We start from the raw sequence: 17,193 nt of genomic DNA on the forward strand, positions 1-17,193 counted from the left end.
CATTTTCGTTTGTCTCTGCCTTCGCCTTTCACTACCTTTGTAGAAGATAGGAGGCGGTTCAGCATAGCCAAACTTGAAAATTTCATTTTCGTTTGTCTCTGCTTTCACCTTTCACTACCTTTGTAGAAGATAGGAGGCGGTTCAGCATAGCCAAACTTGAAAATTTCATTTTCGTTTGTCTCTGCTTTCACCTTTCACTACCTTTGTAACAATTTGTTTCAATCATATATCAGCTATTCCCAATATGCCCAAGAACCAAGAAGAAAACCCAATAAAACCGACACAACCCGAAGAGAGTGCACCTCAAGAGACTCCTCAGGAAGCACCACAAGAAGAGAAGAAACCTCACAAGGGATTGTTCAAGAACGAGCGTGTCAACTTCATCATCGGGGTGATTCTCATCATCTTCTCGATTTACCTGACCATATCGTTTATTTCGTTTCTGTTCACCGGTAGTGTAGACCAGAGCAAAATCGAAAATCTCTCGATTGGAGAACTCTCGTCGGTAAGCAACGACATACAAAACTGGACCGGAGCATTCGGAGCCTACCTCTCCAACCTCATGATTAACCGCTGGATGGGCATCTCGGCCTTCATCGTAGCGCTGTGGCTCTATGTGGTAGGGCGCCGCTTCATTCGGGTATCGCACACCCGCATGATACGGTTCACCATCACGTGCGCCCTCTCCATCATCGTCCTGTCGCTCTTCTTCGGCTTTATCTTTCTGCACAGCTACCAGGGCACCTTCCTCTACCTGGGCGGATACCACGGCTACTACGCCACCCAATGGCTCAACGCCTGGATAGGTCCCTGGGGTACCGCGCTCTTTATTGCGGCGCTCGCCATCATCTTGCTGGTACACCTCAGCTACAAGACCATCGACTACATACGTCGCGCCTCATCGGTCAACCTTACCGGCCGGGCCATCCAGTCGATTCGGAAGAAAGCCGACCAGTGGGCCAACAGCGGAGACCACGACAAACCCGAAAAAGAGGATGACGAAAAAGAGATAACCGTAACCCCGGAGGATACCGTACCCGAAACTGCTCAAACGGAACCAACGCCCGATGAAATGTCCCAAACGGACATCAAACCAGAGGATACTCTTGCGGCCTCCGAAATGGACGACATCACGGCCGGATACCCCGACGATCTGGTAGAGCCACTCCCCTCGCCCGACGAACTGGAAGAGCCTGCACCCCACGACCACGAGGAGACCAAGCGCCTCACCATCGACACCGGCGACCCCTCGTTTGTCATCGAAACGGCCGAGACCGACGAGATGACCACCCAGGCTCCGCCCCTCGAGGACTACGACCCCACCAAAGACCTCTCGCATTACAAGCGCCCCACCTTCGACCTGCTCGACAAGCGCGAGAGCAGCGAGGTTGAGATAAACATGGAGGAGCAGGCGGCCAACAAGAAGCTCATCACCGAGACGCTGAAAAACTACAACATCGGCATCAGTTCCATCACCGCCACCGTGGGCCCCACCGTCACCCTCTACGAAATCAAGCCCGAGGCCGGCGTGCGCATTGCCCGCATCAAGAATCTCGAAAACGATATTGCCCTCAGCCTCTCGGCACTGGGTATCCGCATCATCGCCCCCATTCCCGGCAAGGGTACCGTGGGTATCGAGGTGCCCAACAAGGAGCCCAAGATGGTATCGATGTACTCGGTACTTGCCTCGCGCAAGTTCCAGGAGTGCAAATACGACCTGCCGCTGGCTCTGGGGAAAAGCATCACCAACGAGGTGTTCATTGCCGACCTCTGCAAGATGCCCCACATCCTGGTAGCCGGTGCGACAGGACAAGGTAAATCGGTAGGCCTCAACGCCATCATCACCTCGCTGCTCTACAAGAAACACCCGGCCCAACTCAAATTCGTACTGGTCGACCCCAAGATGGTCGAGTTCAGCATCTATTCGGTCATCGAGAAACACTTCATGGCCAAACTGCCCGATGCCGAGAAGGCGGTCATCACCGACAGCGACAAGGTCATCGCCACCCTCAACTCGCTCTGCATCGAAATGGACAACCGGTATGCCCTGTTGGCCAAGGCCAACGTGCGAACCATCAAGGAGTATAACGACGAGTTTATCCACCGCCGGCTCAACCCCAACAACGGACACAAGTTCATGCCCTATATCGTGGTGGTCATCGACGAGTTTGCCGACCTCATCATGATGGCCGGACGCGACGTCGAGATGCCTATCGCCCGTATCGCCCAGAAGGCCCGGGCCGTGGGTATACACATGGTCATCGCCACCCAGCGGCCCTCGACAACCGTCATCACGGGTAATATCAAGGCCAACTTCCCGGCCCGTATCGCCTTCCGCGTGATGCAGATGGTCGACTCGCGCACCATCCTCGACGCTCCGGGTGCCAATCAGCTTATCGGCCGGGGCGACATGCTCTTCACCGAAGGCGGCGAACTGAAGCGTATCCAATGCGCCTTCATCGACACCCCCGAGGTGAAACGTATCTGCGAATACATCAGCCATCAACAGGGATACCCCGAAGCCTACGAACTGCCCGAATACAAAAACGAAAACAGCGACTCGGGCAGCGGGGCCGACATGAGCAACCGCGACCCCCTCTTCGAAGAGGCCGCCAAGATGATTGTCGTATCGGGACAAGCCTCTACCTCGTCGCTGCAACGGCGATACTCCATCGGCTACAACCGGGCCGGCCGACTGATGGACCAACTCGAAGCCGCCGGTATCGTGGGCCCGAGCGAAGGCGGCAAACCCCGTCAGGTGTTAATCTCGGACATCATGGCTCTTGAAAACAAATTAGACCTAATGAAATGAAACTAAGTCGCATCCTTCTTTTCTGCGCTACTCTGCTCCTGGCCAATGCCCAGGTGGCACAGGCTCAAAACGGCACCGCCGCACTCGACCGGGTGGTCGAAAAAATACGCCGCTCGGGCGACCTGTCGGCTGCGTTTACCCTCACCGTATACAACGCCCTGAACGAACCGGTCGACAAACAGTCGGGCACCATAAAACTGTCGGGCGACAAGTTCTACTGGACAACCCCCGCCATGACCGTCTGGTACAACGGCCAACTGCAATGGGCCTATGTAAAAGCCTCCGAAGAGGTGAACCTTACCGAACCCACCCCGGCCGAAATTGCCTCGATCAACCCCTACACGCTCATCACCACCTACAAGCAGAATTTCAACGTCAAGGCCTTGAAGGCCAAGAACAGCCAGCAACGGGTGGCCGAGCTTACCCCCAAGAAGAAGGGAACCCAGATAGACCGGGTGGTACTCACCGTAAACGCATCGAACTGGATGCCCCAGTCGTTCCAGATCTATTACAGCGACCGCACGCACAGCACCATCGCCCTGTCGCGACTGGTCACCGGGCAGAACTTTTCCGATGCCACCTTTGTTTTCGACAAGAAACAATACCCCAAGGCCGAAGTCATCGATTTACGCTAATCACTTAAAAACGAAATAAAACTATGGAACAGAACGAACGAATCCGTTGCCTCATCATCGGGTCGGGACCGGCCGGTTATACCGCCGCCATATATGCCTCGCGGGCCAATCTGGCACCCGTCCTCTACGAGGGCATGCAACCCGGTGGACAACTCACGACCACCAGCGAAATAGAGAACTTTCCCGGTTACCCCGAAGGTATATCGGGATTCGACATGATGGAAGACCTGAAAAAACAGGCTGCCCGATTCGGTACCGACATTCGCCGCGGTATCGCTACCGCCGCCGACTTTTCGACCCGCCCCTACCGCATCACCATCGAGGGCGAGAAGGTGGTCGAGGCCGATGCCGTAATCATCTCGACCGGCGCCTCGGCCAAGTACCTGGGCCTCCCCGACGAGGCCAAATATGCCGGCATGGGCGTATCGGCCTGTGCTACCTGCGACGGATTTTTCTACCGTAAGAAAATCGTGGCCGTCGTAGGCGGCGGCGATACCGCCTGCGAAGAGGCCGAATACCTGTCGCACCTCGCCTCGAAGGTCTATCTGATTGTGCGCAAGAACTACCTGCGTGCCTCCAATATCATGCAACAGCGGGTAATCGAAAACCCCAACATCGAAATCCTGTTCGAGACCCAGGCCGAAGGATTGTTCGGCGAGAACGGTGTAGAGGGCGTGCATCTGGTCAAAGGGAAAGATACCGACCACGAAGAGCGATACGACCTGGCTATCGACGGGTTCTTCCTGGCCATCGGGCACAAACCCAACACCGATATATTCAAAGGTGCCATCGAACTCGACGAAAACGGCTATATCGTTACCAAGCCCTTCACGACCGAGACCAATCTGCCCGGTGTATTTGCCGCTGGCGACGTAGCCGACCCCCGTTATCGTCAGGCTATCACTGCCGCCGCCTCGGGTTGCAAAGCCGCCATCGATGCCGAGCGATACCTCATCAATAACAAATTGTAACAAGATTTGCCTGAGCGGCTCAAAAGGAGGGAGAATTTATTCTCCTTCCTTATTTTTTTTATTCTAAAGCTCTATTTCTTATAAAATTAGATATTTTTCCTCTTTTAAGAAACGATATATCAATTTTTTAGTTACTTTTGTGCTGTAAAACATAGTTATAAGGCAAATGGTCAAGAAAAGCACACTGGAGTCTATACTACAAGAAGAGATGTCCGACTTTTGGGCGTTGCTCGAAAGTGAGGAAAAACGCATTATTGCCGAAAATTTCAAGATTCAGAATTTCAAAAAAAACGAAATCATATACAGCGAAGGCGAAACTCCCTCGCAACTCATGTGCTTATTGAAGGGAAAAGTAAAAATCTATAAGGACGGCGTGGGAGGCCGCAGCCAGATTATCCGGTTGATTCGTCCGGTTCAGTACTTCGGCTACCGGGCCTACTTCTCCCGCGAAGCCTACGTGACCGCCGCTGCCGCCATCGAAAGTTCTACCATCGGTTCTCTGCCCATGCCCCTGGTCGAGAAATATATCCGCCAGAACAACGGGCTGGCCTGGTTCTTCATCAAGGAACTCTCCAACGATCTGGGCATATCGGACGCCCGCACGGTGAATCTCACCCAGAAGCATATTCGGGGCCGGCTGGCCGAATCGCTGCTAGTACTCAAAGAGAACTACGGTGTCGAGGAAGACGGGCTCACCCTCAACATCTACATGGCCCGTGAAGACCTGGCCAACCTCTCGAACATGACCACCTCGAATGCCATCCGCACCTTGTCGAGTTTCACCAACGAAAAAATCATCACGGTCGACGGCCGCCGCATCCAGATTATCGACGAAGAGCGGTTACGCAAAATCAGCAAATTCGGATAAACACCACGACAATATCTTACCCTTATCATACAGAAGAAGCTGTCACCCCTGGACGGGACGACAGCTTCTTTCGTTATATCCACTCCGTATTGCGATACGGTACGGGAGACTATTTCAATTCAAATCCGGCACGCGAACGAATATCCTCGGCCGAAGCCCCGATGAGCACCTCGAAGCGTCCCGGCTCGGCTACCCACGCATGTTTCGCATCGTCGAAATACGAGAGACTCGTACGGTCGAGCACGAACTCTACCTCGCGGCTCTCGCCCGGTTGAAGCATCACCTTGCGGAATCCCTTCAGCTCCTTGATCGGACGGGGCAGCGACGACTTCAGATCCGACACGTAGAGTTGTACCACCTCGGCTCCGGCACGGCTACCCGTGTTCTTCACCGATACACGCACCCGCAGGCTGTCGGCCGCCGTCATCTGCTTGCGGTCGAGCTCCGCCTTGCCATACTCGAAGGTGGTATAGCTCAACCCGTGGCCGAAACAGAAGAGCGGACGATGGCTTTTCTTCTGCTTGTCGCTCCAGCGATAGCCCACGAAAATATCGTCCTTGTATATCTCACGATGGTCGACTCCGGGGTAAACCAACGAGTCGTTCAGGGCATGCGCGTGATAATCTTCGAGGCGGGCACACATCGTGAAGGGCAGTTTGCCCGACGGATTCACATCGCCCACCAACACGGCGGCCAGAGCATGGCCGGCCTCGCTGCCGCAATACCAACCCTCGACAATGGCACCTACCCGGTCGGCCCAGGGCATGGCCACACTGTTGCCCGAGACGAGCACCACGACGGTGCGGGGATTGACCTCGGCCAAAGCCTCGATTACCCGGTCCTGATTGTAGGGCAAACCATAGTCATAACGGTCGCCTCCCTCGCAATCCTGGTGACTGTTCTTATTGAGGCCACCCACAAAAATCACGTAGTCGGACTCACGGGCCAAAGCCACAGCCTCGGCCAGCAGTTCGTCGGCCGAGCGCGATTCCGACAGGTCTACCTTCGAAACCACACCATTATAGGAACCGTCGGTATTGCCTACATAACCACGGGCATATACCACCTCGGCGGCACTGCCCACTCTTGCCCGCAGGCCGTCCAGAGGCGAAACCTCGTACTGTGCCTTCAACGACGAGCTGCCGCCGCCCACGGTCATCATCTTGATGGCGTTCTCGCCTACGACCAATATCTTGCGGGTCTTCTCCAACTGGATAGGCAACGTATTGTCGCGGTTCTGCAACAGCACGATTCCCTCCTCGGCTATCTGCCGGGCAGCCTCGCCATGAGCTGGATCCTCGAACGAACCATAGGGACGGTTGGGATTCATCGTCGTGCGGAACATCATTCGCAGAATATTACGCACCTTACCGTCGACCACCGACTCGGGTATCACCCCGGCCTTTATCTGCTCGAGGAAAGGCCGTGCCAGGAAGTAGTGGTTATAAGCATCGCTCGCACTCACCGACAAGCCGTCGGTACCGGTACCGAACTCCATGTCGAGACCGTTATAGGCAGCCTCCCGGGTATTGTGAACGCCACCCCAGTCGGAGACAACGACGCCGTCGAAGCCCCATTCGCCCCGCAAAATATCATTAAGCAGATATTGGTTGTGACAGCAATGCTGCCCCTTGTAGCAATTATAAGAACCCATGATGGCCCATGCCTTGCCTCGCTGTACCGCCGCCTTGAAAGCCGGCAGATAGATTTCGTAGAGGGCCCGGTCGCTCACCTCGACATCGACAGTATAGCGGTCTTCCTCCTGGTTGTTCAGGGCAAAGTGTTTCACACAGGCGGCTACTCCGCACGACTGTACTCCCTGGATGTAGGGAACCACCATCTCGGAAGCCAGGTAAGGGTCTTCGCCCATATACTCGAAGTTGCGCCCGTTCAACGGCGTGCGGTAGATATTCACGCCGGGACCCAACAGTACATTCTTGTTCCGGTACCGGGCCTCCTCGCCTATGGCCCGACCATAACGCAGAGACATGTCGGGGTTCCACGTAGCGGCCAGACAGGTCAAGGCCGGGAAGGCCATGCACGAGTCGTTGGTCCAGCCGGCCTGGTCCCATTCATCCCAAGCCACTTCGGGACGTATGCCATGAGGACCGTCGGTCATCCAGTTCTCGGGCAGACCCAAACGGGGGACTCCCGCCGAACTGAACTTCGATTGAGCGTGACACAAGGCCACTTTCTCTTCGAGGGTCATTCGCGAAAGGGCATCTTCTACTCGATCTTCGATGGGTTTCGAATCATCGAGATAAACAGGTGTTTGGGCCATGGCCGCCTGCAAAGGGAATAACAGCGCGGCAGCCCACAGGGGTTTTAGAAAAGATCTCATGATAATTATTTTGAAGGTTAATAACAAAAAGTCATATTCTTGTCGCAGAGACTATGGTTTCAATTCAAATCCGGCACGCGAACGAATATCCTCGGCCGAGGCGCCGATAAGCACCTCGAAGTGTCCCGGCTCGGCTACCCACGCATGTTTCGCATCGTCGAAATACGAGAGACTCGTACGGTCGAGCACGAACTCTACCTCGCGACTCTCGCCCGGTTGCAGCATCACTTTACTGAATCCCTTCAGCTCCTTGATCGGACGGGGAAGCGACGACTTCAGGTCCGACACGTAGAGCTGAACCACCTCGGCTCCGGCACGGCTGCCCGTGTTCTTCACCGATACACGCACCCGCAGGCTGTCGGCCGCCGTCATCTGCTTGCGGTCGAGCACCGCCTTGCCATACTCGAATGTGGTATAGCTCAATCCGTGGCCAAAACAGAAGAGCGGACGGCGCTCTTTCTTCTGCTTGTCGCTCCAGCGATAGCCCACGAAAATATCGTCCTTGTACACCTCGCGATGATTGACACCCGGATAGACCAGCGAGTCGTGCAAGGCATGGGCGTGATAATCTTCGAGACGGGCACACATCGTGAAGGGCAGTTTGCCCGACGGATTCACATCGCCCACCAACACGGCGGCCAGAGCATGGCCGGCCTCGCTGCCGCAATACCAACCCTCGACAATAGCACCTACCCGGTCGGCCCAGGGCATGGCCACACTGTTGCCCGAGACGAGCACCACCACGGTGCGGGGATTGACCTCGGCCAAAGCCTCGATTACCCGGTCCTGGTCGTAGGGCAGGCTGTAGCTCTTTCGGTCGCCTCCCTCGCAATCCTGATACCCGTTCTTATTGAGGCCACCCACAAAAATCACGTAGTCGGACTCACGGGCCAAAGCCACCGCCTCGGCCAGCAGTTCGTCGGCTGAGCGGTCGGTCTGCAACGAAGGGATGGTATACATGACACTCTTCGGCGGGTCGGGACTGGCATAGCCCCGGGCATACGTCACCTCGGCCGCATCGCCTATCCGGGCTCGCAACCCCTCCAACGGCGACACTTCGTACCAGGCTTTCAGCGACGAGCTGCCGCCGCCCACGGTCATCATCTTGATGGCATTCTCGCCCACCACCAATATCTTGCGGATCTTCTCCAGCTGGATAGGCAACACGTTGTCGCGATTCTGCAACAACACGATTCCCTCCTCGGCTATCTGCCGGGCAACCTCGCCATGAGCCCGATTCTTGAACGAGCCGTAGGGACGGTTTCGGTTCATCGTCGTACGGAACATCAACCGCAGGATATTACGAACCTTCCCGTCAACCACCGACTCGGGGATGCTCCCCGACTTCAACAACTCAAGGAACCGACGAGACAGGTAGTAGTCGTCGTAGGCATTGTCGACACTGAACTCCATACCGTCGGTGAGAGAACCAAATTCCAAATCGAGTCCGTTATAGGCCGCCTCGAGGGTATTGTGCACGGCACCCCAATCGGAGATGACCACCCCGTCGAAGCCCCATTCGCCCCGCAAAATATCGTTGAGCAGACGTTGGTTGTGGCAGCAGTGCTGACCCTGGTAGCGATTGAACGACCCCATGAGCGACCACACCTTCCCCCGCTGCACGGCGGCCTGAAACGCCGGCAGATAGATTTCGTAGAGAGCCCGGTCGCTCACCTCCACATCGACATAGTGCCGGTCTTTCTCCTGATTGTTGAGCGCAAAGTGTTTCACGCAGGCGGCCACACCGCACGACTGCACCCCCTGGATATAGGGGACTGCCAGCTCGGAGGCCAGGTAAGGGTCTTCGCCCATATATTCGAAGTTGCGCCCGTTCAACGGCGTGCGGTAGATATTTACGCCGGGGCCCAACAGCACGTTCTTGTTCCGGTAACGCGCCTCCTCGCCCAAAGCCCGGCCATAGCGCAGAGCCATATCGGGGTTCCACGTAGCGGCCAGACAGGTCAAGGCCGGGAAGGCCATGCACGAGTCGTTGGTCCAACCGGCCGGACTCCATTCATCCCACAAAAGTTCGGAACGAATACCGTGCGGACCGTCGGTCATCCAGTTTTCGGGCAGGCCCAAACGGGGAACTCCCGGTGAACTAAATTTCGATTGAGCATGACACAAGGCCACCTTCTCTTCGAGAGTCATACGCGAAAGGGCATCTTCTACGCGATCTTCAACAGGCTTTGTATCATCAAGGTAAACAGGGGGTTGGGCTACGGTTACAGCCGCGACCCATAGGAGCGTAACTCCTAATACATGTCGCATGTTCTTCATGTTTAAAATAGCAAATGTGACTGAATAACAAATATAATCGGGAATAAAGGTAGATATAAAATCTATTCCCGGCAACAGAACATGCTCAAATAACACTTTAAAACATTCCCTCCATCTCCATATATAGAAGGATAACAATCCGCCTCACGACGGAAACGGCTTTGCCAACCGACAGGGAATCACGGCAAACGTCGGATTACCTTACCCGACGAGGTCTCGGCAAAAGCGGGCAGATAGACCACCCGGCGCGGCATCTCGTACCGGTCGACCGCCTCGCGGATACGGGCCAGCAAGGCGGCTTCGTCGGCAGGCGACAACGGGTCGCCCTCGATGGCCAGGGCCACGCACTGCCCCCACTTCTCGTCGGGAGCGGCGGCTATGAAGAAGCGGCGGGTCAAGAGCCCGGCTATCTTCTGCTCGACCCGCTCGGGAAATATCTTTACCCCCCCGCTGTTAATCACATGGTCGTAACGACCTGTCCAGCGGAAGGTGCGCTCATCGACAAGCTCCACCACATCGTTGGTCACAAACTGCTTGTGTGTAAAATGGGGAGTATGGATAACCAGGCAGTCGCGGGAATCGACCGCAAAGGTGATGCTACCCAAAGCCCGGTAGAGCATGGTGGCATCGCCAATGCGACGCAGGGCCACGTGCGACACCGTTTCGGTCATGCCATAGGTGGCGTAAGCCCGAACCGGCAACCGGGTCAACCGGGCTTCGCATTCTGGCGACAGAGGTGCTCCGCCGATAATCAAGGCTCCTACCCGAGCCAGGCGGGCACGCTGGGCATCGTCACTTAACGACTCAACCACCTGCGCCGGAACCATCGCCGCAAAGTCGACCGGCTCGTCGACCGTCGCCAAGGGTCGGCTCGACGGCGGTACCACCAGCAGGTCGGCCCCCGAGAGCAGGGTGCGCACAATCATCATCTTCCCGGCAATGTAGTCGGGCGAGAGACAAAGCAGCATGGTCGTGTCCGCGGTGATGCCGAAGAAGTCGACCGTCAGCCGGGCCGACTCCTCCATATCCCGTTTCGAGAGCTTCAGCGGTTTGGGGGCTCCCGTCGAGCCCGAGGTGTGGCCCCACACGAAATCGGCCGGCGAAAACCATTCGTCAAGAAAGTCGGCCACCTGCGGGGTGGCTGCGGCCAGCACCTCGTCGCGGGTGCGGCACAGGCGATGATTGAGGGTTATCTCCATGACAGTTCCGAAAAATTCCACCCCCCGGCCGGGTTGTATCGCAACACCTCGCCCACCTGCTCGAGCGGCGAGGGTATATTATTGGTATAGAGGGCACCGGTACCCAGCCCCTGCGGCATATTCACAGGCAGGGTAGCCGTAAACTGAGCGATGGCATTCAGCCCCACGTTCGACTCCAGAGCCGAGGTAATCCACCACCCGATACCCCGGGCCCGGGCGGCATCGATCCACTCTTGCGTACCCGAGAAGCCGCCGATAAGCGAGGGCTTCAGCACCACATACTGCGGTGCTATGGCTTCCAGCAAGTCGACCTTTGCGGCCACACCGCTCACCCCGATGAGCTCCTCGTCGAGGGCCACCGGCAGAGGCGAGGCTTCGCACAGACGGGCCATCGCCTCCCACTGTCCGGCCCGTATGGGCTGCTCGATGGAGTGCAGGTCGTAGTCCGAGAGACGTTTCAGGCACTCCAGCGCCCGGTCGGGAGCAAAGGCTCCGTTGGCATCGACCCGCAACTCGATGGTGTCGCGGCCGTATCGGCTACGGATAAAGGCGAGCAGGTCGCACTCGTCGTCGAAGTCGATGGCGCCGATTTTCAGTTTGATGCACGAGAAGCCCGCCGCCAGCTTCTCCTCGATGCGGGCCGCCATGGTACGCTTGTCGCCCATCCATATCAGCCCGTTGATGGTGATGCCTCTCCCACCCGTCACGAAGTCGGAGGGGTATACGACCCGCCGGCCGCCGTTCTGCCAGTCGAGCAGAGCAGTCTCCACCCCGAACCGTATCGAGCTCCAGGCCGAGAGGTCGAGGCTTTCGTAGCGGTCAATCTCGCGGCACACCTGCTGCAACACGCTCTCGTATTCGGGGCGGTCGTCGACACCGAGCCCCCGGAAGAGGGCACACTCGCCCAACCCGTAGCGGTCGGGGGCGGCATCGTCCCACACCTTCACGAAGTAGGTCTCCTTCTCGGTGAGGATGCCACGCGAGGTTCCGCTCGGCACCTTGAAATGGAGCGTATACGGGGTATAAGTGGCCTTCAGCATCTTATCCGGGGAATTTGGGGAACTTCTGGAAATCGGGGTCACGCTTCTCGAGGAAAGCATTCTTGCCCTCCTGTGCCTCCTCCATCAGGTAGTAGAGCAGCGTAGCGTCGCCGGCAAACTCCATGAGACCGCGCTGGCCGTCAAGTTCGGCATTCAGGGCCCGCTTGATCATGCGGATGGCCATGGGACTGCGTTTCAAAATGGTCTGGCACCACTCGACGGTCTCCTCCTCGAGCCGGTCGAAAGGCACCACCTTGTTCACCAGCCCCATCGCCTCGGCCTCTTGGGCCGTATACTGGCGACAGAGGAACCAGATTTCGCGCGCCTTCTTCTGCCCCACGATGCGGGCCAGATAGGAGGAGCCGAAGCCGCCGTCGAAGCTGCCCACCTTGGGACCCGTCTGCCCGAAACGGGCATTCTCCGAAGCAATCGTCAGGTCACACACCACATGCAGCACATGGCCACCGCCGATGGCGTAGCCGTTGACCATGGCGATAACCGGCTTGGGTATGGAGCGAATGGCCTTGTGCAGGTCGAGCACGTTGAGGCGGGGTACACCGTTCTGGTCGATATAGCCGCCGATGCCCTTCACCTTCTGGTCGCCACCCGAGCAGAAGGCTTTGTCGCCGGCTCCGGTGAGCACCACCACGCCGATGTCGGGACGCTCGCGGCAGATGGCCATGGCGTCGAGCATCTCGTTATTGGTCTGGGGGCGGAACGCGTTGTAGACCTGCGGGCGGTTAATCGTTATCTTGGCGATACCGTCGTAGTAATCGAAGAGTATGTCCTCATACTCCTTAATGGGTTTCCAGTCAAACTTTTTCATATCGTGTCGTTTTTAAGATTCTGAATTTCAACATTACTGCCGGGCCCGGCGGAAGTATCCCCGTAACACCTCGGCATTGTAGAGGTGGGGCGTGTGCACCGCCAAAATGGCCGGTCGCTCGCTCTCGGCAAAGAAGCGGGGCAATACCTCGGCAGCCGATGCCTCGCTGTCGATTTCGAAGTAGCGCAGCCCGAAGAGGTCGGCATACTTCTCGACGGGAATATCGCGGTGCACCTCGAAGTAGCGCTCCAGCTCGGGCAACCCGGCCGTAGGCTTGATGAAGCGGAAGATGCCGCCCCCGCCGTTGCACATGACAATCACCTTGAACCGGGGCGAGAGATAGGCCGACGAGAGGCCGTTGGCATCGTACGAAAAGCTCATGTCGCCGGTAATGAAGAGCGTGGTCGCATCGCCCACACACGAGGCGCCGGCCGCCGTCGAGGTAGAACCGTCGATACCGCACACCCCGCGGTTGCAGTCGCTCCGGCTCACCTGCGGAGTATTGAAGAGCTGGGCATAGCGCACCGTGGTGCCGTTGGAGAGTTGCAGGGCGGTGCCGGCCGGGATAACCGGCAGAATCAGCGAGAAGGCCTTGAGGTCGCACCAACCGATGCGGGCTATATAGTCGTCGTGCAGGCGGGTAGCCAGCTGCTCCTTGTCGTGCCACAGGGCGGCATAGGAGCTCTCGACGGGGGCTACCCGACGGGCCAAAGCCTCGAGCAGACGGGCCGGCGAGGCGTCGATGTGGCGGGTGAGCGCCTGCATGGTGTCGACCACGCGGTCGCCCTGCGAGATGCGCCAGTGGGCCTGCGGTTTATGCTGCCGCAGGAAGGCCTTGATCATGCGCGACACCAGCGAACCGCCCAGGGTGATGAGCAGGTCGGGGGCATAGTCGGGCCACTCGCTCTTGTCGATAACCGAATAGACCCGGTCGATGGTAGAGATGAACCGCTCGCCCTGCACATTGGCGATGGACTCGGTAAGCACCACCACCTGCGGCAACTCGGCCAGTCGGGCCAGAGCCCGGCCCAACGCCTCGTCGGGCTGCATGAAGGCGGCCACGACAAGCACCTTGCGGGCCGACATGAACTCGCGGCTCAGGAGCGCGAGTGACTCTTCGTCGGGCAGACTTGCCGGAGCCATCCGCATAACCACCCGCTCGGGACGCGGCGCGACCTCGGTCTCGCCGGTGAGCGGCTCGGTAATGGAGAGGTTGATATGCACCGGACCCTTCTCTCCCGAGAGGGCCGTGAGCAGGGCATCGTTCACACTGCGGTTGAAATACCAGCCGTCGGTCGGCAGGGTCCACTCGGCCCGCAGGTCGTACGACCGTTTCACAAAAGGAGCCAAAGCCCCGTATTGACGCAGGGTCTGCCCGTCGTCCTGGTCGATCCACTCGATGGGCCGGTCGCCCGAAATGACCACGAGCGGGATGTGCTGGTAGTAGGCCTCGGCCACGGCCGGAGCGTAGTTGAGCAGAGCCGTTCCCGAGGTACACACCAGGGCCACCGGCTCGCCGCTGCGCTGCGACATGCCCAGAGCCATGAAGGCGGCGGTACGTTCGTCGACCACCACATACGACTCGATAGCCTCGCACCGCGAGAATGCCATCAATACAGGCGCATTTCTCGACCCGGGCGAGAGAACCGCCCGTTTCACACCCTGCTTTACCAAAATCTCGACGAGGGCATTACACCCCTGTTTGTCTGTTGTCTTCATACGTTTCTTGTTTGATTAACCGTTTATGACCGAGAGCAGCGTCTGCGCTTTGGCCTCGGTCTCGCACCATTCGCTGGCGGGCTGCGACTGGGCCGTCAGGCCGCCACCGACATACAATCTCACATACCCATCGTCCACCTCCATGCAGCGCAGATTGACAAACAGGCGCATCCCGTCTGCCTGCACCGGGCCCAGATAGCCGCCATAGTAGCGACGCCGGTGTGGTTCCACGCGATCAATCCAAACTTTCGCAGCCTCTTTGGGATACCCCCCGACGGCTGGTGTCGGGTGCAAAGCACCTAAAATATCGTTCAGCTGGCTATCGGTCAAACGACCTTCGACCGTAACCGGCGTACACAAATGTTCGACCTGGGCCGCCACCTTGGTAAAACGGGCCCCCACCACCGGGTCGAGGCCACAACGCTCGAGAGCAGCCACAATCGTATCGGCCACAATCTGCTGCTCCTCCTGCTCCTTCGTGCCCCACTCGCCCGGAGTCCCGGCCTTGCGGGTCCCGGCCAATGCCATGGTCGACAGCCTACGGACGTCGTAGTCGAGCAGCGTTTCGGGGGTGGCTCCTATCCAACGCCCCCGGCCGGGCAGATGTACCCAACTGACAAAGGCGGCCGGATATTTCGCGGCCAACCGCAGGAAAAGTTCGACATCGGAGAGCATCGGCCGCCGCAACGTCACGGTGCGCGAAAGCACCGCTTTCCGCAACTCGCCGCGGCGCATGGCCCCGATGAGGGTAAGGGCCTGCTGCTCATAGGCCGGGTAATCGCAATCGGTCACCGGCATGGGCCCCTCGTCGGCTCTAACAGAAGAGTCGGCACAACGGTTCAACGCCTCCAGGTCGATAGCCTCGGCCCGCACGGGTTTTACCGGGAAAAAGAGTGAAGGGAATGCCCCGCTGTCGAAAGGGGCAAAGAGAAACCCCTCCCGCCCCTCGCCGGGGAGGGTACAACCCGCCAAGGTCTCCAGCTCATGGGCCGGACAGGCGCCCCAATAAAAGGCACTGTCGCCCGGCAACCTGAAGGCATAGGCGGGGAAACGGCTCTCGAGACTCCGCTCGAAAGCCTGCCTGAGACAAGATATGGCTGTCGTATTCTCACCCATGGCACGCGACGATTATCGATCCGACGGCAGTGGCTCGGCCATGAGTTCATAGGGCATGGCATCGACAATCTTCACGCGACAAAATTCGCCGACGGGCAAAGTGCGGGTTTTGGCAATGAGCACCTCGGGGTCTACCTCGGGCGAGTCGTATTCGGTACGCCCCACGTAGTAGTCTTCCTCCTCGCGGTCGACCATCACCTCAAGCTCCTGCCCCACCTTCGAGCGGTTGCTCTCGAGGGCAATCTCCTCTTGCAGAGCCATCAGCTCGTCGAGTCGGGCCTGCTTCACCTCCTCGGGAATCGAGTCGGGGAAGTGTTTGGCGGCATAGGTGCCCTCCTCCTCGGAGTAGGCAAAGGCCCCCATGCGCTCGAAACGGGCATCGCGCACAAACTGCTTCAGCTCCTCGAAATCCTCGTCGGTCTCGCCGGGATAGCCCACCATGAGGGTGGTGCGTATATGGATACCGGGCACCTCGGCCCGTATGCGTTTCAACAAATCGTAGGTCTCCTGCTTGGTCACGTGGCGGCGCATATCGGTGAGGATGTGGTCGCTGATGTGCTGCAAGGCGATGTCGAGGTAGTTGCACACGTTGGCATGGCGACGCATCACCGGCAGGATGTCGTAGGGGAATTGCGAGGGATAGGCGTAGTGCAGGCGTATCCACTTCACACCCGGAATCTGAGCCATGCGGTCGATGAGCTCGGCCAACTTCTGCTCGCCATAGAGGTCGAGCCCGTAGGACGAGAGGTCCTGTGCAATAATCTGGAACTCCTTCACGCCGCGGGCTACCAGCGAGCGCACCTCGTCGAGCAGCTCGTCCATGGGATACGAGACGAAGCGCCCCGTGATGAGCGGTATCGCGCAGTAGGAACAGAAGCGGTTGCACCCCTCGGCAATCTTCACATAGGCATAGTGCGGGGGTGTGGTAAGGATGCGTCCGAAATCCTTATCATCGTCGTCGTTGCGGGCCCCCAGGTCGGTAAGCAGATTACCCCAGTCGAACTTCCCGTAGAACTTGTCTACCTCGGGAATCTCGGTCTCGAGCTCCTCGCGATAGCGTTGCGAGAGGCAACCCATCACGTAGAGGTGGCGTATCTTGCGGGCCTTCTTGGCCTCGACCATCTGCAGAATCATCTCGATAGACTCTTCCTTGGCGTCACCGATAAACCCGCAGGTATTGACGACCACATACTCGCTCGAAACCTTCTCGGGGTCGTGACGCACTTTGTAACCGGCTTCGGAGAAACGATGCAACAGCCGTTCCGAATCGACCAGATTCTTGGAACAGCCCAACGTAATAATATCGACGCTATTCTTTATCATCTTGACACTACATGAAAAAAAAGACGGCTACGAGAGTCGGCACCCGACTCCCCAGCCGTAAAT

Annotated in this window: 12 protein-coding genes; 4 read left to right on the forward strand and 8 right to left on the reverse strand. The window is 57.9% G+C overall.

Going from position 1 to position 17,193, the window contains the following annotated elements:
• Window positions 1–244: 244 nt before the first annotated feature.
• From B5F38_RS02130 to B5F38_RS02145, 4 genes are all read left to right on the forward strand, one after another.
• Window positions 245–2,812 carry a DNA translocase FtsK gene (locus B5F38_RS02130; RefSeq protein WP_087407662.1) on the forward strand — a complete coding sequence of 856 codons (2,568 nt, stop codon included), beginning with the start codon at window positions 245–247 and terminating at the stop codon, window positions 2,810–2,812.
• The gene (locus tag B5F38_RS02135; protein ID WP_087407663.1) at window positions 2,809–3,447 is read left to right on the forward strand and encodes a LolA-like putative outer membrane lipoprotein chaperone; all 639 of its coding nucleotides are present in this window, start codon (window positions 2,809–2,811) and stop codon (window positions 3,445–3,447) included. The genes B5F38_RS02130 and B5F38_RS02135 overlap by 4 nt, the downstream gene beginning before the upstream one ends.
• 23 nt (window positions 3,448–3,470) lie before the next feature.
• Entirely contained in the window at window positions 3,471–4,418 is a 948-nt protein-coding gene (gene trxB / locus B5F38_RS02140; protein ID WP_087407664.1) for a thioredoxin-disulfide reductase, read from the forward strand.
• A 166-nt stretch (window positions 4,419–4,584) separates the two neighbouring features.
• A complete protein-coding gene (locus tag B5F38_RS02145; RefSeq protein WP_087407665.1) occupies window positions 4,585–5,286 on the forward strand; it encodes a Crp/Fnr family transcriptional regulator in 702 nt (233 codons plus the stop codon).
• A 109-nt stretch (window positions 5,287–5,395) separates the two neighbouring features.
• Here the strand turns inward: B5F38_RS02145 and B5F38_RS02150 are convergent, their stop codons facing one another.
• The 8 genes from B5F38_RS02150 to rimO form a co-directional block, all read right to left on the reverse strand.
• A complete protein-coding gene (locus B5F38_RS02150; protein ID WP_241147790.1) occupies window positions 5,396–7,567 on the reverse strand; it encodes a glycoside hydrolase family 3 C-terminal domain-containing protein in 2,172 nt (723 codons plus the stop codon).
• A gap of 111 nt (window positions 7,568–7,678) precedes the next feature.
• Window positions 7,679–9,898 (reverse strand): glycoside hydrolase family 3 C-terminal domain-containing protein, encoded by a 2,220-nt coding sequence (locus tag B5F38_RS02155; RefSeq protein ID WP_206422464.1) that lies wholly within the window; start codon window positions 9,896–9,898, stop codon window positions 7,679–7,681.
• Between the two features lie 188 nt (window positions 9,899–10,086).
• Window positions 10,087–11,106 carry an AMP-binding protein gene (locus B5F38_RS02160; RefSeq protein ID WP_087407668.1) on the reverse strand — a complete coding sequence of 340 codons (1,020 nt, stop codon included), beginning with the start codon at window positions 11,104–11,106 and terminating at the stop codon, window positions 10,087–10,089.
• Window positions 11,097–12,146, reverse strand: coding sequence for an o-succinylbenzoate synthase (locus B5F38_RS02165; RefSeq protein ID WP_087407669.1), 1,050 nt, complete (start codon window positions 12,144–12,146; stop codon window positions 11,097–11,099). Before B5F38_RS02165 ends, B5F38_RS02160 begins: the two co-directional genes overlap by 10 nt.
• 1 nt (window position 12,147) lies before the next feature.
• Window positions 12,148–12,972 carry a 1,4-dihydroxy-2-naphthoyl-CoA synthase gene (gene menB, locus B5F38_RS02170; protein ID WP_087407670.1) on the reverse strand — a complete coding sequence of 275 codons (825 nt, stop codon included), beginning with the start codon at window positions 12,970–12,972 and terminating at the stop codon, window positions 12,148–12,150.
• 33 nt (window positions 12,973–13,005) lie between these two features.
• Window positions 13,006–14,691: a 2-succinyl-5-enolpyruvyl-6-hydroxy-3-cyclohexene-1-carboxylic-acid synthase gene (menD, locus tag B5F38_RS02175; protein ID WP_087407671.1), complete on the reverse strand. Its 1,686-nt coding sequence runs from the start codon at window positions 14,689–14,691 to the stop codon at window positions 13,006–13,008.
• A 15-nt stretch (window positions 14,692–14,706) separates the two neighbouring features.
• Window positions 14,707–15,807, reverse strand: coding sequence for a chorismate-binding protein (locus tag B5F38_RS02180; protein WP_087407672.1), 1,101 nt, complete (start codon window positions 15,805–15,807; stop codon window positions 14,707–14,709).
• Between the two features lie 12 nt (window positions 15,808–15,819).
• On the reverse strand, window positions 15,820–17,130 hold the full coding sequence (gene rimO / locus B5F38_RS02185) for a 30S ribosomal protein S12 methylthiotransferase RimO (RefSeq protein ID WP_087407673.1): 1,311 nt from the start codon (window positions 17,128–17,130) through the stop codon (window positions 15,820–15,822).
• Between the last annotated feature and the right edge of the window lie 63 nt (window positions 17,131–17,193).

The organism is Barnesiella sp. An22 (assembly GCF_002159975.1).
In the GTDB taxonomy this organism is placed as follows: domain Bacteria; phylum Bacteroidota; class Bacteroidia; order Bacteroidales; family Barnesiellaceae; genus Barnesiella; species Barnesiella merdigallinarum.